Source organism: Kitasatospora sp. NPDC048722 (assembly GCF_040650235.1).
In the GTDB taxonomy this organism is placed as follows: Bacteria; Actinomycetota; Actinomycetes; order Streptomycetales; family Streptomycetaceae; genus Kitasatospora.
In genome coordinates this window covers 23,187-43,169 of record NZ_JBEZGX010000061.1, presented here as the reverse complement: position 1 = coordinate 43,169, position 19,983 = coordinate 23,187, and the positions used below count along the sequence as shown (strand labels likewise).

Annotated in this window: 21 protein-coding genes; 4 read left to right on the top strand and 17 right to left on the bottom strand. The window is 73.9% G+C overall.

Annotated elements, in window-relative coordinates; all coding sequences use genetic code 11:
- Positions 1-194 precede the first annotated feature (194 nt).
- The 3 genes from AB0C76_RS33360 to AB0C76_RS33350 all read right to left on the bottom strand — a co-directional run bounded on the left by AB0C76_RS33360 (position 195) and on the right by AB0C76_RS33350 (position 1,660).
- The gene (locus AB0C76_RS33360; RefSeq protein WP_359972817.1) at positions 195-563 is read right to left on the bottom strand and encodes an STAS domain-containing protein; all 369 of its coding nucleotides are present in this window, start codon (positions 561-563) and stop codon (positions 195-197) included.
- A gap of 211 nt (positions 564-774) precedes the next feature.
- A complete protein-coding gene (locus AB0C76_RS33355) occupies positions 775-1,239 on the bottom strand; it encodes an ATP-binding protein (protein WP_359972815.1) in 465 nt (154 codons plus the stop codon).
- Positions 1,229-1,660: an STAS domain-containing protein gene (locus tag AB0C76_RS33350; RefSeq protein ID WP_359972813.1), complete on the bottom strand. Its 432-nt coding sequence runs from the start codon at positions 1,658-1,660 to the stop codon at positions 1,229-1,231. The genes AB0C76_RS33355 and AB0C76_RS33350 overlap by 11 nt, the downstream gene beginning before the upstream one ends.
- Positions 1,661-2,110: 450 nt before the next feature.
- Here AB0C76_RS33350 and AB0C76_RS33345 point away from each other — a divergent pair, with 450 nt between their 5' ends.
- Positions 2,111-2,284 carry a CsbD family protein gene (locus tag AB0C76_RS33345; protein WP_359972811.1) on the top strand — a complete coding sequence of 58 codons (174 nt, stop codon included), beginning with the start codon at positions 2,111-2,113 and terminating at the stop codon, positions 2,282-2,284.
- Positions 2,285-2,450: 166 nt separating this feature from the next.
- Here AB0C76_RS33345 and AB0C76_RS33340 read toward each other — a convergent pair whose 3' ends face one another.
- The 14 genes from AB0C76_RS33340 to AB0C76_RS33275 form a co-directional block, all read right to left on the bottom strand.
- Positions 2,451-4,268, bottom strand: coding sequence for a proton-conducting transporter membrane subunit (locus AB0C76_RS33340; protein WP_359972809.1), 1,818 nt, complete (start codon positions 4,266-4,268; stop codon positions 2,451-2,453).
- 4 nt (positions 4,269-4,272) lie between these two features.
- On the bottom strand, positions 4,273-4,620 hold the full coding sequence (locus AB0C76_RS33335) for a cation:proton antiporter subunit C (protein WP_359972807.1): 348 nt from the start codon (positions 4,618-4,620) through the stop codon (positions 4,273-4,275).
- Positions 4,620-5,327, bottom strand: a complete 708-nt coding sequence (locus tag AB0C76_RS33330; RefSeq protein ID WP_359972805.1) for an MnhB domain-containing protein — start codon at positions 5,325-5,327, stop codon at positions 4,620-4,622. The genes AB0C76_RS33335 and AB0C76_RS33330 overlap by 1 nt, the downstream gene beginning before the upstream one ends.
- A 41-nt stretch (positions 5,328-5,368) precedes the next feature.
- Positions 5,369-5,659: a DUF4040 domain-containing protein gene (locus tag AB0C76_RS33325; RefSeq protein WP_359972803.1), complete on the bottom strand. Its 291-nt coding sequence runs from the start codon at positions 5,657-5,659 to the stop codon at positions 5,369-5,371.
- The gene (locus tag AB0C76_RS33320) at positions 5,656-5,958 is read right to left on the bottom strand and encodes a monovalent cation/H(+) antiporter subunit G (RefSeq protein WP_359972800.1); all 303 of its coding nucleotides are present in this window, start codon (positions 5,956-5,958) and stop codon (positions 5,656-5,658) included. The genes AB0C76_RS33325 and AB0C76_RS33320 overlap by 4 nt, the downstream gene beginning before the upstream one ends.
- Positions 5,959-6,011: 53 nt before the next feature.
- Entirely contained in the window at positions 6,012-6,302 is a 291-nt protein-coding gene (locus AB0C76_RS33315; protein WP_359972797.1) for a monovalent cation/H+ antiporter complex subunit F, read from the bottom strand.
- Entirely contained in the window at positions 6,299-6,754 is a 456-nt protein-coding gene (locus tag AB0C76_RS33310; protein WP_359972795.1) for a hypothetical protein, read from the bottom strand. Before AB0C76_RS33310 ends, AB0C76_RS33315 begins: the two co-directional genes overlap by 4 nt.
- Positions 6,755-7,153: 399 nt before the next feature.
- On the bottom strand, positions 7,154-7,477 hold the full coding sequence (locus tag AB0C76_RS33305) for a plasmid stabilization protein (RefSeq protein WP_359972793.1): 324 nt from the start codon (positions 7,475-7,477) through the stop codon (positions 7,154-7,156).
- Between the two features lie 3 nt (positions 7,478-7,480).
- The gene (locus tag AB0C76_RS33300; protein WP_359972791.1) at positions 7,481-8,557 is read right to left on the bottom strand and encodes an SDR family oxidoreductase; all 1,077 of its coding nucleotides are present in this window, start codon (positions 8,555-8,557) and stop codon (positions 7,481-7,483) included.
- 318 nt (positions 8,558-8,875) lie between these two features.
- Complete coding sequence (locus AB0C76_RS33295) at positions 8,876-10,630, bottom strand: glycoside hydrolase family 15 protein (protein ID WP_359972789.1); 1,755 nt, start codon at positions 10,628-10,630, stop codon at positions 8,876-8,878.
- Positions 10,631-10,717: 87 nt separating this feature from the next.
- A complete protein-coding gene (locus AB0C76_RS33290; protein WP_359972787.1) occupies positions 10,718-11,821 on the bottom strand; it encodes an enolase C-terminal domain-like protein in 1,104 nt (367 codons plus the stop codon).
- A complete protein-coding gene (locus tag AB0C76_RS33285) occupies positions 11,818-12,333 on the bottom strand; it encodes a DUF1360 domain-containing protein (protein WP_359972785.1) in 516 nt (171 codons plus the stop codon). The genes AB0C76_RS33290 and AB0C76_RS33285 overlap by 4 nt, the downstream gene beginning before the upstream one ends.
- Positions 12,334-12,336: 3 nt before the next feature.
- A complete protein-coding gene (locus AB0C76_RS33280) occupies positions 12,337-15,399 on the bottom strand; it encodes an FAD-linked oxidase C-terminal domain-containing protein (protein ID WP_359972782.1) in 3,063 nt (1,020 codons plus the stop codon).
- Between the two features lie 3 nt (positions 15,400-15,402).
- A complete protein-coding gene (locus AB0C76_RS33275; RefSeq protein WP_359972780.1) occupies positions 15,403-17,190 on the bottom strand; it encodes a thiamine pyrophosphate-requiring protein in 1,788 nt (595 codons plus the stop codon).
- A gap of 415 nt (positions 17,191-17,605) precedes the next feature.
- Between AB0C76_RS33275 and AB0C76_RS33270 the strand changes: the two genes are divergently transcribed.
- The 3 genes from AB0C76_RS33270 (at position 17,606) to AB0C76_RS33260 (ending at position 19,926) form a co-directional block, all read left to right on the top strand.
- Complete coding sequence (locus AB0C76_RS33270; protein ID WP_359972778.1) at positions 17,606-18,493, top strand: Rieske (2Fe-2S) protein; 888 nt, start codon at positions 17,606-17,608, stop codon at positions 18,491-18,493.
- 107 nt (positions 18,494-18,600) lie between these two features.
- The gene (locus AB0C76_RS33265) at positions 18,601-19,611 is read left to right on the top strand and encodes a YihY/virulence factor BrkB family protein (RefSeq protein WP_359972777.1); all 1,011 of its coding nucleotides are present in this window, start codon (positions 18,601-18,603) and stop codon (positions 19,609-19,611) included.
- A gap of 15 nt (positions 19,612-19,626) precedes the next feature.
- The gene (locus AB0C76_RS33260) at positions 19,627-19,926 is read left to right on the top strand and encodes a hypothetical protein (protein WP_359972776.1); all 300 of its coding nucleotides are present in this window, start codon (positions 19,627-19,629) and stop codon (positions 19,924-19,926) included.
- Positions 19,927-19,983: the final 57 nt, after the last annotated feature.

Here is a 19,983-nt window from a genome sequence, read left to right as displayed (position 1 = left end):
GGCGGCGGGCCACCGCCCTGAAACCACTGTGCCACCGGACGGGAAAGGGCGACAGGCAGAGCAGGGGTCGACCGAGCGACCGGGCGAGCGGACCGCCCTGCGGCTCGGCCCGCAGCTCGACCGTGTCCCGGTGGACCGAAGGTCCACCGGGACGTCGCCGGGCCTCGCAGCAGGCCGGGTCCGCGCCCCGGCCGTCACTGCGGCAGTGTGTCCCGGATCGGGAACGCCTCGGTGGCGCCGGTCAGTTCGAGCATTCGGAGTACCAGCGGGCGGGGGCGGGCCAGCTCGATCCGGCTGCCCTGGGCCACCGCGCGGGTCTGGGCCCGGAGCATCGTGTTGAGTCCGGTGGAGTCGCAGAACTCCAGGCACGCGCAGTCGAGGACGATGACGGTGACGGGCGCGGCGGCCAGGAGTGTGTCGAGGGCCGTGCGCAGTTCGCCGGCCGAGTCCACGTCGAGTTCGCCGCGCAGTTCGACGACGGTCCCGCCGGTCCACGGCCTGGCCTGCGCGGCGAACACGCCCGGCGCTGGATCGCGGCCGGTGATCGACGGTCGGCGGGGCATGGTGTCGGCTCCTTCCGTTCGTCGCGCTTCGGACGGGTCACGCAGTCCGGTACGTCCCGGACCGGGCTGGGCCACCCGCGATCCGTGGGAAAGCGTTCGGGGACACGACGCGTCAGTCACCACGGCGGCCCCCGCAGCGCGGCTATCCGCTGCGGGGGGCCGGAAACGCCCGGGAGAAGAGCAAACTCAACAGGGCACCGCGGGTTCGGGGTCACCCCCGAGGGGCGCCGAGGCCCATCGGGGACGCGATCTCCAACCACACCAGCTTCCCCGCCCCCTCGGGCAGGCAGCCCCAGTCGCGCGCCAACCGGTCCACCACACGTAGGCCGTGGCCACCGGGGCGGCCGGGGTCGGCGTGCCGGCGCAGCCGCGGCGGGGCCGGGCTCGCGTCCGAGACCTCCGCCCGGAGCCGCTCGCCGTTCCAGCTCAGCCGCAGTTCCCGGGGGCCACCGGGCGCGTGCAGGCACGCGTTGGTGACCAGCTCCGAGACCATCAGCAGGACATCCTCCACCACGGCCAGCTGCTCGGCGTCCATGGTGGGCAGCCACTGCCACGACGCCAGGGTCCTGCGGCTGAAGTCCCGGGAGCGCTGGACCGCACCCTCGGTGCCGTGCAGCACGAGCACGCTGGTCCGGTCGGAGGAACGCCGCGCGGGCCCTTCCCGGTCACTCTTCATGCCGGCCTCCCACGCCGTCGCGAGTGCCCGGCGACGGGTCCGTGGCCTTCAGAGCGCCGTCGAGGTCGGGGTGGATGCGAAGCACGCTGTCGGCCCCGGTGATCTCGAACAGCCGCGCCACCGTCGGTCGCGGCCCGGCCAGTTCCAGCCGCAGTCCGGCCGCCTCGGCGTCCAGGCGTGCGCGTAGCAGGACGTTCAGCCCGGTGGAGTCGCAGAACCACAGGTCCGCGAGATCGACGACGATGCGCTCCTCGCCCTCGGCAGCTGGACGGGACAGCGCCGCCCGCAGGCCGTTCGCGCTGTCGTGGTCCAGTTCACCGGCGACGGAGACCACTCGCGCCGGGCCCTCCCGGCGCACCGCGACGTGCAAGCCGGCTGATTCATGATCCCCCTCGCCGGGCTGCTCGGCTGGCCGTGGCATGGCGTGCTCCTGGTCGGCTCGCGGCGGCGTCCTGTCGTCCCGACCATCATGCCGCGCGGCACGTCGGGCCGCCCGGACGACCGGAGTCGGGGAAACCGCCGTCCCGGGCGGGGCCTGGCCCACCGTCTCCTCCTCGTCCATGCCCCGCGTCTGCCCAGCCCCGCGACGGCTACACCCACGAGGGAAGCAGGAGGCGATCACCATGACCACGCCGGTCACCAGCCTCGACGGCACCGGACGCCGGCCCCGAACCGGCCGCCGGGAGTCGCCCGAGGAGCGGGCGGACCGGTGCCGGGGTGACCTGCACCAGGAGGCGGGGGTCACCCGGACCGGCGCCCGGATCCTGTTCGGCTTCCTGGTCCTGCCCGGCGTGGTGCATGGAACCGCGGCTCCCGGGCAGACGCCCGCCCGGGCGGACGACCCGCCCGGTCCGAGATGGGAGTGCACCCGATGGGCACCGACGACAAGCTGCGCAACGCCGCCGAGAAGGCCAAGGGCAAGGTCAAGGAAGCCACCGGCCGCGTCACCGGTGACCGCCCCCTGGTCGCCAAAGGCAGGGGTGAACAGGTCAAGAGCGACGTGAAACAGGCCGCGGAGAAGCTCAAGGACGCGGGAAAGGACTGAACCCACGCCCGGCGGCCGTACCGTACGGCCGCCGGGCGGCTGCGTCCCCGCCGCCCCGAGGAGGCAAGCGGGAACGACACGGCGAGGTGAGTTGCGCCCCCGCCCCCTCGGCGGCTCTCGCCCCGCCGAAGCAGCATCCGGCGCGGTCGGCGGGTGCGCCGGCGCTTCAGGTCTGGGCGGCGATCGCGACGCACAGCACCGCCACGCCGAGGGCGAGCCAGGCGAGGTAGTCGCCGAGGTGCCCGGAATGCAGGCGCCGCAGCGCCCGCACCGCCCGGGCAACGGGATGCCGGGAGGGAAGTGCGGGAACACCCCGGTGGACCGCCGTACCGGCCAGGGCGACCGCGATGCCCGTGGACAGCAGGCCGAGCAGCACCCCGATCGCGGTCCAGTCGGCAGCCGGCATCGGCCCGGGCGGCGTGCTGGGGCGGGTGAGGACGGCCGCGGTGTAGCGGCCGGGGTCGGTGAAGAGGGCCGACCCGCGGGCGAGGGCGGCGGTGACGGCGGGCAGGGAACCGATGAGGACGGCGAGGCCGAGCAGGACAGCCGGGACGACCGTCATGGCGCGGGGCGGTGTGCGCCGGGGGGAACGGATCTCGGGTTCCTCGCCCTCGCCGGTGGTTTCGTCCTCGTCCGGTCGGCTGCGCGGGACGGGGCCGGCGCCCCAGAAGATCCGCAGGCCCGCACGCAGTACCGCGGCGCCGGTGACGGCGGAGGCGGCGACGAACACGGCCGGCAGCCAGGGCTGCCACCGGCCGGCGGCGTCCTCGCTCAGGGCTTTGCCGAGACCCGTACCGAACGGCGGCATCCCGGCCAGGGCCAGGGCACCGACCACGAACAGCACGCCGGCCGTGCGCAGGTCACGCGCTCTGCCGTGCAGGCCGTGCTCGTCGACGCTCCCGTAGCGGTCCAGCAGTACACCGGTGAGGGCGAACAGCGCGGCCTTCACCAGGCCGTGCGCGGCGACGTACACCGCGGTGCCGGTGGCGCCGTCGGGGGTCAGCAGGGCGACGGCGATGAGGAACAGGCCCACGTGGCTGATGGTGGAGAACGCGAGCAGGCGCTTGAGGTGGCGCTGCTGCCAGCACATCAGGGCCCCGAGCAGGGCGGTCAGGAGGCCGAGGGCGGTGAAGGTGGTGCGGAAGGCCTGGTGGGGGATGCCGCCGGGACCGGAGAAGACGGTCCAGTAGATGCGGGCGATGCCGTAGACGCCGAGTTCGACCATGGCGCCGGACATCAGCATGCACACCGGGGTGGGGGCCACGGCGTGGGCGTCTGGGAGCCAGAAGTGGAACGGCACGGCAGCGGCCTTGACCAGCAGGGCGGTGGCGATGAGGGCGAACGCGGCCACGGTCAGCACGTCGGTGCGGTGGGCGGCCGCCTGCTCGCCGAGGCGGGCGAGGTTGAGTTCGCCGGTGCGGGCGTAGAGGAGACCGGTGCCGAGCAGGGAGCAGTAGGCGGCGAAGGAGGTGACGATGCCGAAGGTGATCGCCCCGTGGAGGGGGCGGGGGTCTTCGATGTGGTAGCCGGTCAGGGCGTAGGCGGCGGCTCCCATGAGTTCGAAGAAGACGAAGGCGTTGAACAGGTCGCCGGTGAGCGCGAAGCCGGCCATGCCGGCCTCGAACAGCAGGATCAGGGCGGGGAAGGCGCCGGCGTGCTCGCCGGTGGGCTCGTCGAAGTACCGCCAGGCGTAGACCACGACGGCGAGCACCAGGACCGCGACGAGAAGCGCGAGTCCTGCGCCGATGGGGTCGGCGGCGAGCACGATGCCCAGGCGGGCGGGCCAGCCGCCCAGCTCCGCGGTGGCGACGTGCCCGTCGGTGCGTGTCCAGAGCAGGGCGAGGCACGCCGCCTCGGCACCGGCGCAGGTGGTGGCCAGGACGTCGCAGCCGGTCCGGGGAAGTCTGCGGCCGGCGACGGCCAGCAGTGCCGCGCCGAGGAGGGGGATGGCCACGGCGAGCGGCAGCAGGACGGCTTCGGTCACGGCTTCAGCCTTTGAGGCCGGTGAGGGCCTGCGGGTCGACGGTGTGGTGGCGTTTGCGCAGCTGGATGGTGAGGGCGAGCAGCAGCGCGGTGACGGTCGCCCCGACGACCACGTCGGTCAGGGCGAGGGCCTGCACGACGGGGTCGACGACGGGACGGGTGCCGGGGGTGAGGTCGGAGTAGACGGGGGCGGTCGCGTCGCGGCGGTAGCCGACGGCGAGGAGCAGGAGGTAGGTGGAGGACTGGGCGACGGCCAGGCAGCCGATGGCGTGGATGAGGTTGCGGCTGGTGACCAGGCCGTACAGGGCGATGAGCAGGACCCAGCCGGCGGCCGGGAAGACCCACGTTCCCATCAGGTGTCTCCGTATCTCTGCTGGTCGGGGTCGGTGAGTTCGACGGCCTGGTCGAGGAAGTGTGCGAGCAGGGCGATCAGGCCGCAGGCGACCTCGACGCCGACCACGGCGTTGAGGACCGGGACGGTACCGCCGGAGGTGATGGTGTTGAAGGTGCCCAGCGGCAGCACGTTCTCGAGGAACGCACCGCCGGCGATCAGTCCGGCCAGGCCGACGAGGCTGTAGGACGCCGCGGCGAGCGAGTCCGCGACGTCGAGGACGGCCAGCGGACGCAGCTTCTTCAGCGCCCGGTAGTCGACGGCCACGTAGGCCAGGTGGAGGGCGGTGGCCAGGACGACGCCGCCCTGGAAGCCGCCGCCGGGGCTGAGCTGGCCGTGGGCGACGACGTACACGCCCACGACGAGGGCGATGGGCAGCAGCAGCGCGCCGAACAGGCGGGTGGTGGGCACGACGCGTTCCGCTTCGGCGCGACGGTGGCGTTCGTCGCGGGCCCGGCGCAGCAGCAGGGTCGCCCCGAGGACCGTGCCGAAGAGGATCGACTCCTCGCCGAGGGTGTCGAAGGCGCGGATGTCGAAGTTGACCGAGGAGACGACGTTGGCGGTGCGTCGGTCCAGAGCGGCCGCCACCGCCCGCTCCCCGTAGGGGTGGCTGTCCGTTCCGAACGGCGGCAGGTGGGTGCACGCCGCCGTGAAGAATGCAGCGATCACGGCGGCCGCTGCCAGGAACACGGCCAGCCGGGCACGGGCCGTCACTTCTGCTCCTGCCCGTCGTCGCCGGTGGCGGGGTGGTCGTCCGGGTGGGTCGGGCGGCGGGTGACCTTGCGGACGGTCAGCAGGATCAGCAGCGGGGTCAGCGCGGTGCCGACGGCGAGCTGGGAGAGAGCCACGTCGGGCGCCTGCAGCACCGCGAACAGCACCGCGAGGCCGAGACCGAGGACGGACAGGACGACCGCCTGGCGGGTCGGGTCCCGGGTGAGGACCGCCGTGGTGGCGGCGAGGACGACGAAGGCGACGGCGACGCCGATCAGCCACTGGTTCACCGGCTGCTCCCCTCCTCGACCTCGGCCTGGCGGGCGGCCCGGCCGATGGCGATCGTGGTGACCGTCCCGCCGACGGCGAAGACCAGACCGATGCACAGCGTCTTGGCCGCCCCCCGGCCCGGTCCCTGGTCGACGGCCACGGCCGCGGCGATCAGTGGCACCCCGGCCACCGATGCCGGTGCGAGGGAGTGCAGCCGCATCAGCGTTCCGCGCAGCCGCAGCACCGCGGCGGCGGACAGCAGCACGCACCCCACACCGGCCCACAGCAGCACGAGGACGATCACGTGGCGTGGCGTCAATCCGAACTCCCTCCCGCGTCCCGGTTCCACGTGGCTTGTCGGGCGCGGTCTCGTCAGGTCTCGGGCGCGGCATCGTGCGGGTGGGCGTCGTGGCGGTGGCCGACGACGAAGCGGGCGAAGACGAGGGTGCCGGCGGGGGCCAGGACGGCCAGCATCAGCGCGAGGTCCTGGTAGGAGGACCGGTCGTATGCCATCGGGAGCAGCAGGAACACCGCGCCGACCACGGTCGACAGCATCGACGCCCCGATCAGACGGCGCACCGCGGTGCCGCGCGCCGCGACCCACAGGCACGCCGGCGCCGGGGCGGCGAGCAGGACCAGGGCCGCCGCCGTCCAGGCGTTCACCGCGCGCCGTCCGTGCGGGCCACGGCCTTCTCGACCGGCCCCGCGTTCGGCCGCAGGGCGTGCACGATGACCTCGTCGTCGCGGGGCACGTCGATCACGCAGGTGTCCGGGGAGGCGGCGAGCAGGGTACCGGCCCACCCGGCTCCCGCCCCGGCCCGCAGCCGAACGCGCCGAACGCTCCCACCCGTGGCATCGAAGGCCGTCGCAGCCGTCAGCGCGGCCAGCCCCCGCACGACCGAGCCCGGCAGCGCGAGGAGTGCGCGCACCGCGCCACGACCTCCTTCGACGTGGACGTCGGCGGCCAGGCGCATCCTGCGGGCCGCGAACGCCCCACCGAGTGCGGTCACGCAGGCCACCAGCAGTTCGACGGGCGACAGGGAGCCGACGAAGACCAGCGTCAGCCCGGTCAACGCAGCAGCCCACACCACGATCTCCACCAGCCGGGCGAGCACCGGACCTCCTGTAGTCCGCAGGCCATCGTTCGATTGCCGGCCGCCTGGCTGCACCGCGACGCAGGCGGCGCCTCCACGCGCCGTCCGGGGCCCGTCCGTGCCACGGGCTCCGGGTCAGTCGGGCGGCTCCGGCGGGCGGGGGTGCGCGGGCTCCGGCGGGGCCGGCTTCGTCGGCTCGCGCGGGCCGGGCGGTTCGGGCGGTCCGGGCGGTCCGGGCGGAGGCTCGGGCGAACCGGGAGGCGCGGGCGGATCCGGCGGCTTCGGGGGCTCGACCGGCTCCGGCGGGCCAGGCGGCCGCACGGGCTGCGGCGGGCCGGGCGGCCGCGGGGGCTCGGTCGGGGGCAGGGGGTTGGTGTCGGGGTCGGGCGGCACGGGAACGGTACCCACGGTCACCAGCTCCTATCGGCCCAGGGCGTGTGCGAGTTCCTTCTTGTTCATCTTCGAGCGGCCGTGGATGTTGCGCTGCCTGGCCTCGTTGTACAACTGCTCGTACGTGGGGCCCTGCGAGCCGCTGTGCGAATGCAGACCACCTCGACGGGAGGACGAGATGTCCTTCACCGAGCTGCGGCTGGCGGTCTTCGACTCCCCGTGCCGGGCCCGCTCCTTGTTCACGGTGCGGGCGGCGATCTCCTTGGCGCGCTTCTCGCTCTCACCGCGCTCCAGCGCGCTGTCCTTGATGTGCTCGTACTGCCGCTCCCGCTTGGGAGTCGATCCGCGAGGCATGATTCAGGCACTCCTTTCCGACGACTGCGGGGCGCGTGTACCCCGCATCCGTGAGAGGAACCCGCCACCGGCGCCGGGCAAACCGGCTTGCACCCGTCCGGCCGCGCGACGCCCCGTGTGGGCGAGGGCGCCGAAGGCGTGCGCCAGTTGCTGCTGCGGGCTGCGGTCCCGGGCCCGGTCGTCGAAGCGGCCGTGCGCCCCGAAGTCCCGCCGGGCGTCCGCCGGCTCGAACAGGTTGTCCGGGTCCGTGGCACGGCGCCGGCGGTCCTCCTGCTGGGAGCCGAAGCCCGTGCGGGCCAGGTAGCGCTCCAACAGCCCGGGCACGACGGCGTTCGCCACCAGGGTGGCCACCGTGCTGCCGCCGACCCAGTACTCGCGCCGCCCGGGGTGGTCGGCCGCGTACAGCACGGCGCGGGCGGCGACCTCGGGCTGGTAGATCGGCGCAACCGGCTGCGCCCGGTTGGGCAGTCGGGAGCGGACCCAGTCGAACTGCGGGGTGTTGACGGCCGGCATCTGCACCATCGTGGTCCGCACCCGGGTCCCGGAGGCGAGCAGTTCGCAGCGCAGTGCCTCGTTGAAGCCCTGGATGGCGTGCTTGGCGCCGCTGTAGGCGGTCTGCAACGGGATGCCGCGGTAGGCGATCGCCGAGCCGACCTGCACGATCACCCCGCGGTCGCGGGGCAGCATCCGGGCCAGAGCGGCCCGGGTGGCGTAGACGTAGCCGAGATAGGTGACGTCGGTCACTCGCCGGAACTCCTCCGGGGTGATCTCGGTGAACGGGGCGAAGACGGAGGCGAACGCGTCGTTGACCCACACGTCGATCGGCCCGAGTTCTTCCTCGACCCGTTCGGCGGCGGCCTCCACCGCGTGCGCGTCGGAAACGTCCGCCTCGATGGCGACGACCACGGCAGCACCCGCTTCCTCGGCCTCGCGCACCGCGCCCTCCAGGCCTGCGTGGCCGCGGGCGATCAGGGCCAGCCGGTCCCCACGGGCGGCGAACGCCACCGTGCAGGCACGCCCGATGCCACCGCTGGCCCCGGTGATGACGATGGTGCGGCATGCAGGTTCCACAGGTTCCATGCTGGTGCGGCTTTCCCGGAATCGGCGCGGCAAACGGCCGGGCGCCCCATGCGTGGCCGATCGTCGGACCGCAGCCTCGACGGGGTGGACGTGCCCAGGGCCGGCAGTTCAGCGATGCACCGGATTTTCCCGCGAGGCAGCTCACGATCACCGCCACGCCGACGAACGGCCACGGCCCGACCACTGACCATCCACGCTCAGCAGTCCTGGGACGACGCGGTCCTGCTGGTGCGGCCTGGGGTGAGGGCGACGACGCCGCCGGGATCCGCCGGCGGCACCGTCGCCCTGCTGCGGCGTTCAGGTGCGGTCACAGCGGGCTCAGCGACCGGGGGCGAGTGCGGCGGCGGCTTCGAGCATCAGCCCGTGGACGAACGCTTGGGGCAGGTTGCCGCGCAGCTGCCGCTGGGCGACGTCGAACTCCTCCGCGTAGAGGCCGGGCGGACCGCAGGCGGCTCGGTTGCGTTCGAACCACCGCGCCGCTTCCACCTCGTCGTGCTGCTGGTGCTCGGCCAGGGCCATGACGAATCCGCACAGCAGGAAGGCGCCCTCGGCGTCCTGGAGGGGCCGCTGGTCGTGGCGGAACCGGTAGACGTAGTGGTCCTGCACGAGGTCGGCGCGCACCGCTCTCAGGGTGGCGGTGGTGCGCGGGTCTTCGGCGGGCACGGCGCCGCGGACGGCGGGCAGCAGCAGGGCCGCGTCCACGCCCGCCTGGGTCGGGGAACGCTGCCACCGGCCGGTCGGGTGCAGGCAGTCGGCGGAGGTCTGTGCGACGATCGCGTCCGCCAACGCCTCCCAGCCGGCGGCGCGCCCGCTGCCGGCCCGGGGCGTGGCGGCGGCGATCGCCCGCAGGCCGGCCGCGCAGATCAGGCGGCTGTGCGCCCACCGGTCGTCGTGCAGTTCCCAGATCCCGGCGTCCGGCTCGCGATGCCGGGCGGCGATCGCGTCGGCGGCGACGAGCGCGGCGTGCCAGCCGTCCGCGTCGAGCCGGTCGTGACGGGCGGCGGCGGCGATCAGCAGCAGGCTCTCCCCGAACACGTCGAGCTGGAACTGGCGGTTGACGTGGTTGCCGACGACGTCGAAGCCGCCCGGGTAGCCGGGCAGGTCGAGGGTGCGCTGGTCGGGCACCGCCGCGCCGGTCGCGCTGTAGGCGGGCGCGAGAGCCGGGCCGTGGTCGAGCAGGCGGGCGGTGACGAACCGTACGGAGTCGTCCAGCAGCGGGTGCGGACCGGCGGCGGCGACGGCCTGGCCGATGTAGGCCTGGTCGCGGATCCACACGTACCGGTAGTCGTAGTTGCGGCCGGTCTCGGCGCGTTCGGGCAGGCTGGTGGTGGCCGCTGCCACGGTGCCGCCTCCGGGACCCGTGAGGCCGGCCAGGACGGTGTAGGCGTGCCGGGCGTCGCGCTGGCCCAGGGTGTTCGCGAGGCCGGGCACGCGCGCGGTCCAGGCCGCTTCGGTGGACCGCCACAGTACGTCGGCCGCCTCCGGTGCGGGCAGGGGCCGGTCGGAGATCTCCAGGACGAGGTCGTGCTGCTCACCGGCCTCCAGACGCACCGCGGTGGACAGCGCCGCGTCGCCCGGCCGGGCGTCGGGCGCGCCGCTCCAGCGCAGGTGCAGCTTCCCGGCCCTGGCCGTCCACCGCCCCTGTCCGTCGCGGCGCACCTCGCGCAGGGTGTGCGTGCCGAATCCGGGCGCCGGATGCAGGTGGACATCGAGGCCGGCGTCGCCGTCGACGGCCAGGATCCGGCGCAGCACCACCGCGCGGTGCCGGTCGCCGGGGTAGGCGAGGGCTTCGCGGCACTCGACGACGCCGCTGGTGGTGATCCAGCGGCTGCGCCAGACGAGGCTGGCGCCCTCGTAGTAGCCGCCCCAGACGAACGGTGCGGTGGGGGTGACGGTGTACCAGCCGGGGCCGCCGATCAGGGCGGCGAAGACGGCGTCGCTGTCCCATGCGGGTGCGCACAGCCACACGATGTCGCCGCGCGGTCCGACGAGGGCGCCGCGCTCACCGTCAGCGAGCAGGGCGTAGTCGCGCAGGGCGTGAGGAGTGGGAGGGCCGGCGATGGAGGCGGTCACCTTTCTCATCTCCCGCAGTACGGCGGTGCAGGCCGCCTGTCGGCGGCCCGGGGTGGCCGCGGAGCGTCGAGGACGGGCCGGGGCTGCTCAGGCGCGCACACGGAAGCGCTCCGCCAACTCGGTGCGGACGGTCAGGCCGAGGCCCGGCTCCCCGTTGTGGCCCGGGCGGATCGAGCCCCCGTCCGGGCTGAGGGTTCCCTCGAAGAGGAGGCTCTCGATCCGGACGTGGTCGTGGAACCATTCCAGGTGGCGCAGGTTCGGCACGGCGGCCGCGGCATGCGCGTGGACGTGCGGGGCGCAGTGGCCGGACAGCTGGAGTCCGTGGGCCTGGGCGAGGGCGGCGGCGCGCAGCCAGACCGTGATGCCGCCGCAACGGGTGGCATCCGCCTGCAGGCAGTCCACGGCCGGGGCCATGCGGGCGAAGTAGGGCAGGTCGTATCCGTACTCGCCGGCCGCGACGTCGGAGGTGACGGCGTCGCGGACGTGGGCGAGGCCGGTGAGGTCGTCGGAGGAGACCGGCTCCTCGAACCAGCTCACCCCCAGGCCGCCCAGCGTCCGTCCGACGCGGACGGCCTGTTTGCGGGTGTAGGCGCCGTTCGCGTCCACGTACAGGTCGGCGTCGTCGCCGACCACGTGCCGGGCCTGCTCGGTGCGTTCCAGATCGCGCCGTTCCCGGGCACCCCAGCTCTCGCCGATCTTGATCTTGAAGCGGTGGAAGCCCTGTTCGGCCCAGCCCGCGAGCTGCTCGGCGAGCTGCCGGTCGGTGTAGGTGGTGAAGCCGCCGCTGCCGTAGAGGGGGACTTCGCGGCGGGCGGCGCCGAGCAGGTCGACCAGGGGCAGGCCGAGCAGACGGGCCTTGAGGTCCCACAGGGCGACGTCGACGGCTGAGATGGCACCGGCGACCAGGCCGGGGCGACCGGCGTTGCGCACCGCGCGGTTCATCGCCTCGTTCGCGGCCGGGACGTCGCACGCCGGGCGGCCGATGACCGTGTCCCGGAGTTGCCCGGTGATCACCTGGGCGGTGGCGGGGGCGCCGTAGGTCCAGCCCAGGCCGGCGGTGTCCCCGCTGCGGGCGTGGACGAGGATCATGGTGGTGGAGTCCCAGGCGAGGGTGCCGTCGGCTTCCGGGACGTCGGTGGGAACGTCGAGGACCTGCACCTGCAGGGCCTCCACGGTGGCGGTGACGGTCATGACGTCCCGTCGGCCGCGTGCTGGACGACGGCGCGGGCGAAGTGCAGGAAGTCGGCGCCGGCCAGGGCGGCCAGACCGGCGGTGGCGAGTCTGGTGGCGCGCGGGGCGAAGACCGACCCGGCCGTGCTCGCGGTGGCGACCCACAGGCCGGTGCAGAACGGGCAGGTGACCAGCTCGCCGATGGCTTTGCGGGCTCCGGCGCCGCGCACGTCCTCCTCCAGCTCGGCCGGGCCGGAGGTGCCCTCGAAGCTGGTGAACGGCGCGCGCAGTGGGCTGGTGACCGGGTCCTTGGTGATCAGGCGGGAGAGCTGGTGGGTGGCCAGCGCGGTCAGGGTGACATCCCAAGGGGTGGGGTCGGGCAGCTCGCGGCGACGGGCCCGGGCGGTCGCGGCGGTGGCGAGCACCGTGGCGGCGTACAGGGCCATGAGGCCGGTGTAGCCGGCGAGCGGGCGGTCGCTGCCGCCGGCGTAGGCGCGGGCTTCGCGATGGAGCCGCTCGTGCAGGGACCGCATGGTCTACCTCCTCCTGGCGCGGTGGCGCCGCAGGGCGACGGCGGCGGCCGCCGCCAGACCGGTCATCGTGCCCGCGACACCTGCGGTCAGCAGGTCGGCCGCCGCGGGGCGGGGCTGCGGGCGCGGAGCCGTCCTCTCGGGGTGGTCGCCCGGCGGTGGTCCGTCCAGCCCCAGGGCGAGGGCCTCGGCCAGGTGCAGGGCCTGCCGCCCGGTCGAGGCCTGCTCGATCTGGGTGCGGCAGCTGAAGCCGTCGGCCAGGACGAACGCGCTGGGGGCGGTGCCGCGCACGGCCGGGAGGACCCCCTGCTCGGCGATGGCCTGGGACAGGTCGTAGTGGCCTTGCTCGAAGCCGAAGTTGCCGGCCAGGCCGCAGCAGCCCTCGTCGAGGACGTTCGCGTCCAGGCCCGCACGCCGCATCAGTTCACGGTCCGGGTCGGTACCGAGGACGGCGTGCTGGTGACAGTGCGTCTGCACGGTCGCCGCCCGGCCGATCCGGGGCGGTCGCCAGCCGTCGGGGGTGTGGTTGACGAGGTGTTCGGCGAAGGTGCGCGTCTGCGCGGCCAGACGGGCGATGTCCTGGTCTCCGGCGAGCAGGTCGGGGGCGTCCGAGCGGAAGACCGCGGTGCAGGAGGGTTCCAGGGCGATGATCGGGGTGCCGGCCTCCAGCCACGGCCGCAGGGCCGCGGTGGTGCGCTTGAGGACGCGGCGGGCGGTGGCGAGCTGCCCGGTGGAGATCCAGGTCAGGCCGCAGCACACCGGCCCGTCGGGAACGGCGACGTCGAATCCGGCGTCCTCAAGGACACGGACGGCGGAGTCGCCGATGTGCGGGTGGAAGTGGTTGGTGAAGGTGTCCGGCCAGAGCAGCACGGTGCGGCGATCGCGCGGATCGGGCTCCGCCCTGCCCTGCCGGCGCCAGGCTTCCTGGAACGATTCGGCCGCGAAGAGGGGTGCGGCGCGGCGCGGGTCGATGCCGGCCACCCGCTTTCCCAGCCACGCGAGCCCGGGGGCGTGCAGGGCTGCGTTGGCCGGGCCCGGCGCCGTGCGGGCCAGGCGGGCCCACAGCGGAAGCCAGCCCATCGCGTAGTGGGCGGGCGGGCGCACGCGGCCCTCGTAGTGGTGGGCGAGGAACTCGGCCTTGTAGGTGGCCATGTCGACCCCGACCGGACAGTCGGACTTGCAGCCCTTGCAGGCCAGGCACAGGTCGAGTGCGTCGCGGACCTCGGTGGAGCGCCAGCCGCCGGTGACCGGGGAGTCGTCGTGGCCGCCGAGCATCTCGAACAGCAGCCGTGCCCGGCCGCGGGTGGAGTGCTCCTCCTCACCCGTAGCCCGGTAGGAGGGGCACATCACCCCACCCTGGTGGGTACGGCAGTTGCCGACGCCCACGCAGCGCAGCACCGCCCGGGTGAAGTCGTGGCCGTCGTCGGGATACGCGAAGTGCGTCCGCTTCGGCTCGGGTCGCCAACCGGCGCCCAGGCGCATGTTCTCGTCCACGCGGCGGGGGTGGACGACCTTGCCGGGGTTCATCCGGTTGCCCGGGTCGAACAGCGCCTTGACCTCGCCCATCGCGTCGACGAGGGGCTGCCCGAACATGCGGGGCAGCAGCTCGCCGCGGGCCTGTCCGTCACCGTGCTCACCCGAGAGCGAGCCGCCGTAGGAGGCGACCAGGTCGGCCGCGTCGAACAGGAACGCCCGGAACGCCTCGACGCCCTTGCCCTCGCGCAGCTCGAACGGGATCCGGGTGTGGACGCAGCCCTGCCCGAAGTGCCCGTACAGGGAGGCCTGCTGGTAGCCGTACCGGTCGAACAGCCGCTCCAGGTCGCGCAGGTAGTCGCCCAGCCGCTCCGGGGCCACCGCGGAGTCCTCCCAGCCCTCCCACGTCTCGGACCCGTCCGGCGGGCGGGCGGTCACGCCCAGGCCCGCCTCCCGGGCCCTGAGCATCTCCTGCTCCCGCGCGGGATCGTCGGACAGCGCCACCGACGGGTCGTCCTCGTGACGGCCGATCGTCCGCAGCAGCTCGTACGCCTGCGCGTCCGCCTCCTGCTTCGTGTCGCCGGTGAACTGCAGCAGCAGCCAGCTGTCGCCCTCGGGCAGGCTCGCCAGCGAGTCCAGGTAGGCGTGCTCCTCGCGCATCAGCTGCGCCATGCGCCCGTCGATGGCCTCCAGCTGGGTGGGGCGGCTGTGCTGCAGCAGTTCGGGGACGGCGTCGGCGGCCTCGTAGATGTCGTCGAAGCCCAGGACCAGCAGCGCCTCCGCCACCGGCACCTCGACCAGGTGCAGTTCCGCGTGCAGGAGCGTCACCAGGGTTCCCTCGCTGCCCACCAGGGCGCGGGCCACGTCGAAGCCGTTCTCCGGCAGCAGGGCGTCCAGGTTGTAGCCCGAGACGCGGCGCGGGATCTTCGGGTAGCCGCGCCGGATCTCGGCCAGGTGGCGCCGGGTGATGTCCCGCAGCCCCTGGTGGAGCCGGGCGCGCGGTCCGCCTTCGGCCGCGATCCGCGCGTACTCGTCCTCGCCGGTGGGGCCCGCCCAGAACCGGGTGCCTTCGTAGGTGAGGATCTCCAGGCGGCGGACGTTGTCGGCGGTCTTGCCGTAGGCCTGGGCGGACGCCCCGCAGCTGTTGTTGCCGATCATGCCGCCCAGCGCGCAGTGGCTGTGCGTGGACGGCTTCGGGCCGAACATGAGCCCGTGCGGAGCGAGTTGGCGGTTGAGCTCGTCCAGGACGATGCCCGGCTCGACCACGCAGGTCCGCGCCGTGGGATCGACCGACACCAGGCGGTTGCAGTACTTGGTCCAGTCGATGACCACCGCCTCGTTGGTGCACTGCCCCCCGAGACTGGTACCGCCTCCGCGCGACAGCACCGGGGCGGCGAACCGGGAGCAGACGCCCACCGCGGCAGCGCCGGCCGCGACCGTGCGCGGCACGACCACACCGAGCGGGACCTGGCGGTAGTTCGAGCCGTCGGTGGCGTAGGCGCCCCGGCTGCCCGCGTCGAAGCGGACCTCGCCGTCCACCTCTGCCCGCAGGGCTCGCCCGAGCGCGGCCGGATCCACCTCCTGGTTGCCGGACATCGGTCAGCTCCGTCCGCTGCCGGGCAGGAACTCCTGGATCTTCGCCTTCACGCCCTGCTGAACCATGGAGGCCCGGTCGCTGTCGCCGTGCAGAACGGCGGAGGCGGCGGCCTTGATCTGATCCCAGGTGGCGTGCGGCGGGATCGGCGGAACCGCCGGGTCGGTGCGGAAGTCGATGACGAACGGCCGGTCCGCGGCCAGCGCCTGGCGCCACGCCGGCTCCACGTCCTGCGGCTTCTCCACCCGCACCCCGTCCAGGCCGAACGTCCGGGCGATGTCGGCGTAGCGCACGTCCGGAAGGCTCTGCGAGGGTTCGAACTGCGGCGCTCCCTGCATCGCCCGCATCTCCCAGGTGACCTGGTTCAGGTCGTGGTTGTTCAGCACCGCGACGACCATGCGCGGGTCGACCCACTCCCGGTAGTACTTCGCTGCGGTGATCAGCTCCGCCAGGCCGTTCATCTGCATGGCGCCGTCGCCGACGATCGCGATCGCCGGCCGGTCCGGGTGGGCGAACTTAGCGCCGATCACGTACGGCACGCCCGGCCCCATCGTCGCCAGCGTCCCCGACAGCGAGCCGCGCATGTCACCGCGCATCCGCAGGTGGCGGGCGTACCAGTTCGCCGCGGACCCGGAGTCCGCGGCCAGGATCACGTTGTCGGGCAGCAGCGCATCGAGGGTGTGGACGACGTGCTCCGGGTTGATCGGGTCGGCGGACACATCGGCACGGCGCTGCATGACCTCCCACCAGCGCGCCGCGTTGTCCTCCACCGTCTTGCGCCACGTGCCGTCCGTCTTGCGCTCCAGCAGCGGAATCAGCCGGCGCAGCGTTTCGGCGGCATCGCCGACGAGGTTGACCTCGAAGGGATAGCGCAGCCCGATCATGGACGGGTCAAGGTCGATCTGCACCGCGCGCGCCTGGCCGAACTCGGGCAGGAACTGGGTGTAGGGGAAGCTGGAGCCGACCACGAGGAGGGTGTCGCAGTCGCGCATCATCTCGTACGAGGGGCGGGTGCCGAGCAGCCCGATCGAGCCGGTCACGTACGGCAGGGTGTCGGGCAGCGCGTCCTTGCCGAGCAGGGCTTTCGCCACCCCGGCGCCGAGCAGGTCGGCGACCTGCTCGACCTCGCGGCGGGCACGCCGGGCGCCCTGCCCGATCAGCATCGCGACCTTCTCCCCCGAGTTGAGGACCTCCGCCGCGGTCGCGAGTTCCTCCTGCGCGGGGACGGGCGCGTAGTGGGGGACGCCGAGGCTGGAGGGGACCTGCTTGAACGCGTGCGCCGGCGCCTCGTAGTCGAGCTCCTGCACGTCCGCCGGGATGATCACCGCGGTGACCGTGCGCCGGGTCGCCGCGATGCGCATGGCGCGGTCCAGCACGTTGGGCAACTGGGCCGACACGGTGACCATCTCGCAGAACTCCGAGGCCACGTCCTTGTACAGGCCGAGCAGGTCGACCTCCTGCTGGTACGAGCCGCCCATCGCGCTGCGGTCCGTCTGCCCGACGATCGCGACGACCGGGACGTGGTCGAGCTTGGCGTCGTAGAGGCCGTTGAGCAGGTGGATCGCGCCCGGCCCGGACGTGGCCGCGCACACCCCGGTGCGACCGGAGAACTTCGCGTACCCGACGGCCTGGAAAGCGGCCATCTCCTCGTGCCTGGCCTGGATGAACCGCGGCCGGTCCTCGGCGCGGCCCCAGGCCGCGAGCAGCCCGTTGATGCCGTCCCCGGGGTAGGCGAAGACGTACTCCACGTCCCAGTCGCGCAGGCGCTTCAGCACGTAGTCGGAAACCTTCATCACGAACTCCTCCACGGCGCGGGCGTGGCTCCTGGTGAGCCGGACGGCCCCGGAGAGCGGCTAACCGCTCGCGAGGAGATGAAACGCCGCGGGTGCTACCCCCCGGTGTTCCGGGCGAGCCACCTGCCGGAGCTCAGGCCCGGGAAGGCATGCGGGGCTCACCGCAATCGCTGCCCCACGGGCCCCGGCGGCGACCGTACCGAGGGGGACGGCGGGGGCGGACGGTCGTTCGGTGGTTTCGGCGGTTCGCGCCGCAGCGTGACCACCGCAGTGCTGGTGCCCGCAGTCCCGGTTCCCGCAGTAGCGGTGCAAGGCCGCGGCCACGGCCCGTCCGGCGCTGCGCGCGCACCCGGATCGGCCCAACACACACCCAGGACGGGGGTTTAACCTCCCGGCGCCCGGCAAGCCGCCCGTCATGGACGTTTCAGCTCTGCACGACCGCCCGTGGTCCCGTCGGCTGCGCCGCACGCTGGACGCACCAGCGCACTGGGAGGCCCTCGACCTCCCGTCCGGGAAACTCGCCGACGCGGTGGAAGCCCTCCCCCTCGGGCCGTACCGCGACGCCCTGCGCGGCGTCTGGCTCGGCCACCCGCTCCACCCCGGCCTGGTCCAACTGCCCATCGGCTGCTGGACCTCGGCGGGCCTGCTGGACTTCACCCCGGGCGCACGGCGGTCGGCCGACGCCCTCGTCGCGACCGGGCTCCTGGCGGCCGCACCGACCGCGCTGTCCGGCTGGGTGGACTGGGCGCGGCTCGACGCGCCGCGCCGCCGCACCGGCCTGGTCCACGCGCTCGCCAACACCACCGGCGTGCTGCTGTACGCCGGCTCGCTCCTGGCCCGCTGCCGGGGCCGACGCGCCCGCGGCCGGCTGCTCGGCCTGGCCGGGCTCGCCGCCGTCTCGTGCGGCGGCGTCCTCGGCGGCCACCTCGCCTACGCACAGGCCGCCGGCCCCAACCGGGCCGCCGCCGCACGCCGACTCGCGCCCGCCGACTGGATCGGACTCGGCCCGGTCGACGACTTCCCACCGGGCGAACCCGTCCGCAGAACGGCCGGCGACCTGCCCGTGGTCGTCGTCCGCGAGGGCGAGCGCTGCCACGTGCTCGCGGAGCGCTGCACCCACCTCTCCGGCCCGCTCGCCGACGGCACCGTGGCCGACGGCTGCCTGCGCTGCCCGTGGCACGGCAGCGAGTTCCGCCTGCGTGACGGCGAGGTCACGAGCGGCCCGGCCACCTCGCCACTGCCGGTGTTCGAGACCCGGGTGCTCTCCGGGCACCTGGAGGCACGACTGCCCGGCGCCGGCTGACCGGCCGTCCGCGCCCACGTGGCGTACGGACCGGCCCACCGGGCAGACGCACCCGCGCGGACCCGATCCGTGGCGGGTCCGCGGGCCCCCACGCGGAGGAGGACGGCATGAACCCGGTCGAACGCGCCCTGCGCTCCCTGGACGGCTGCCAGCAGCGCCACCGGCCCACCGCCGTGGTCCTCGGCGTGATCAAGAAGTACGGCGACGACCGCGGCGGACTGCTCGCCGCGCTCATCACCTACTACGGCTTCCTCGCCCTGATCCCGCTGCTCCTCCTGCTCAGCACCGTCCTCGGATTCGTCCTGCACGGCAACCCCGGCGCACAGCGGTCCGTCCTCGACTCCGCCCTCGCCGACTTCCCGATCATCGGCGACCAGCTCCGCCAGAACGTCCACTCCCTCCAGGGCAGCGGGTTCGCCCTGGTCGTCGGCATGCTGTTCATGCTCTACGGCGCACTCGGCATCGCGCAGGTGCTCCAGCACGCCATGTCCGAGATCTGGAACGTCCCCGGTGTGCGCCGGCCGGGCTACTGGCCGCGCCTGGTCCGCAGCCTCCTGCTGCTGGTCGTGCTCGGCTCCGGCCTGGTGCTCGGCACCGGGGCCGCCGCAGTCGTCGCCTCCTCCCTCGGCGGGCCCGCCGCCCGCATCGGCGGACTGATCGTCTCCGCACTCCTGAACGCCGCCCTGTGCCTGGCCTGCTTCCGCGTGCTCACCCCCAGCGAGATCCCCACCCGCGCACTCCGGCCGGGCTGCGCGATCGCCGGCCCGCTGTTCACCGTCCTCCAGGCCTTCGGCTCCCTGCTCGTCGTGCACGAGCTGCGCCACGCCGGCCAGGTCTACGGCTTCTTCGCCACCGTGATCGGACTGCTCTTCTGGCTCTACCTGACCGCGCAGATCACCGTCTACGCCGCCGAGACCAACGTCGTCCTCGCCCGCCGCCTGTGGCCGCGCAGCCTGCTCCAGCCGCCGCTCACCGACGCCGACGAACAGGTGCTGAGCGCGATCGCCCACCAGGAGGAACGCCGCCCCGAACAGCAGGTCGACGTCGCCTTCGACGACGACGACCCACCGCCGGACGCCAACGCCGACGGGACCGCGGGTCGGCACCCAGGGGGATGACGAGCCGCCTGGCGGATGCGAAGATCCGGGGACCCCCACGCCGTCGGAACCCTGCCGACGGGGCTGTTCGTGGAGGAGACGGACGGCGGCACCGTCCTCCACCACAACGGCGGCTTCTGGGGCTGGGGTGCGCTGATGTACAGCTCGCCCGACGGCAGCAGGACCCTGACCGCCTCCCTCACCACCGGGGACGCCGAACTCGACTTCGCCGCCACGGCCGAGGCGTTCCGGAAGGCGCAGCAGCGGCTCGTCGAGGAGGTGTTCGGCAGTGGGCGGGGCGAGGCGGCCGACCCGGCGGCCGAGTCGGCTCGGTAGCCGGAATCGAGCCGGCGTGGACCCGCACGGGCCACGCCGGCTCGCCCACCCTGGGCC

Coding starts and splice junctions, on each gene's coding strand:
- AB0C76_RS33300 (WP_359972791.1), bottom strand. CDS start 8,557: ATGGAACCTGTGGAACCTGCATGCCGCACCATCGTCATCACCGGGGCC.
- AB0C76_RS33265 (WP_359972777.1), top strand. CDS start 18,601: ATGAACCCGGTCGAACGCGCCCTGCGCTCCCTGGACGGCTGCCAGCAG.
- AB0C76_RS33275 (WP_359972780.1), bottom strand. CDS start 17,190: ATGAAGGTTTCCGACTACGTGCTGAAGCGCCTGCGCGACTGGGACGTG.
- AB0C76_RS33355 (WP_359972815.1), bottom strand. CDS start 1,239: ATGAAGAGTGACCGGGAAGGGCCCGCGCGGCGTTCCTCCGACCGGACC.
- AB0C76_RS33260 (WP_359972776.1), top strand. CDS start 19,627: ATGCGAAGATCCGGGGACCCCCACGCCGTCGGAACCCTGCCGACGGGG.
- AB0C76_RS33305 (WP_359972793.1), bottom strand. CDS start 7,477: ATGCCTCGCGGATCGACTCCCAAGCGGGAGCGGCAGTACGAGCACATC.
- AB0C76_RS33285 (WP_359972785.1), bottom strand. CDS start 12,333: ATGCGGTCCCTGCACGAGCGGCTCCATCGCGAAGCCCGCGCCTACGCC.
- AB0C76_RS33360 (WP_359972817.1), bottom strand. CDS start 563: ATGCCCCGCCGACCGTCGATCACCGGCCGCGATCCAGCGCCGGGCGTG.
- AB0C76_RS33345 (WP_359972811.1), top strand. CDS start 2,111: ATGGGCACCGACGACAAGCTGCGCAACGCCGCCGAGAAGGCCAAGGGC.
- AB0C76_RS33350 (WP_359972813.1), bottom strand. CDS start 1,660: ATGCCACGGCCAGCCGAGCAGCCCGGCGAGGGGGATCATGAATCAGCC.
- AB0C76_RS33290 (WP_359972787.1), bottom strand. CDS start 11,821: ATGACCGTCACCGCCACCGTGGAGGCCCTGCAGGTGCAGGTCCTCGAC.
- AB0C76_RS33280 (WP_359972782.1), bottom strand. CDS start 15,399: ATGTCCGGCAACCAGGAGGTGGATCCGGCCGCGCTCGGGCGAGCCCTG.
- AB0C76_RS33335 (WP_359972807.1), bottom strand. CDS start 4,620: ATGGGAACGTGGGTCTTCCCGGCCGCCGGCTGGGTCCTGCTCATCGCC.
- AB0C76_RS33270 (WP_359972778.1), top strand. CDS start 17,606: ATGGACGTTTCAGCTCTGCACGACCGCCCGTGGTCCCGTCGGCTGCGC.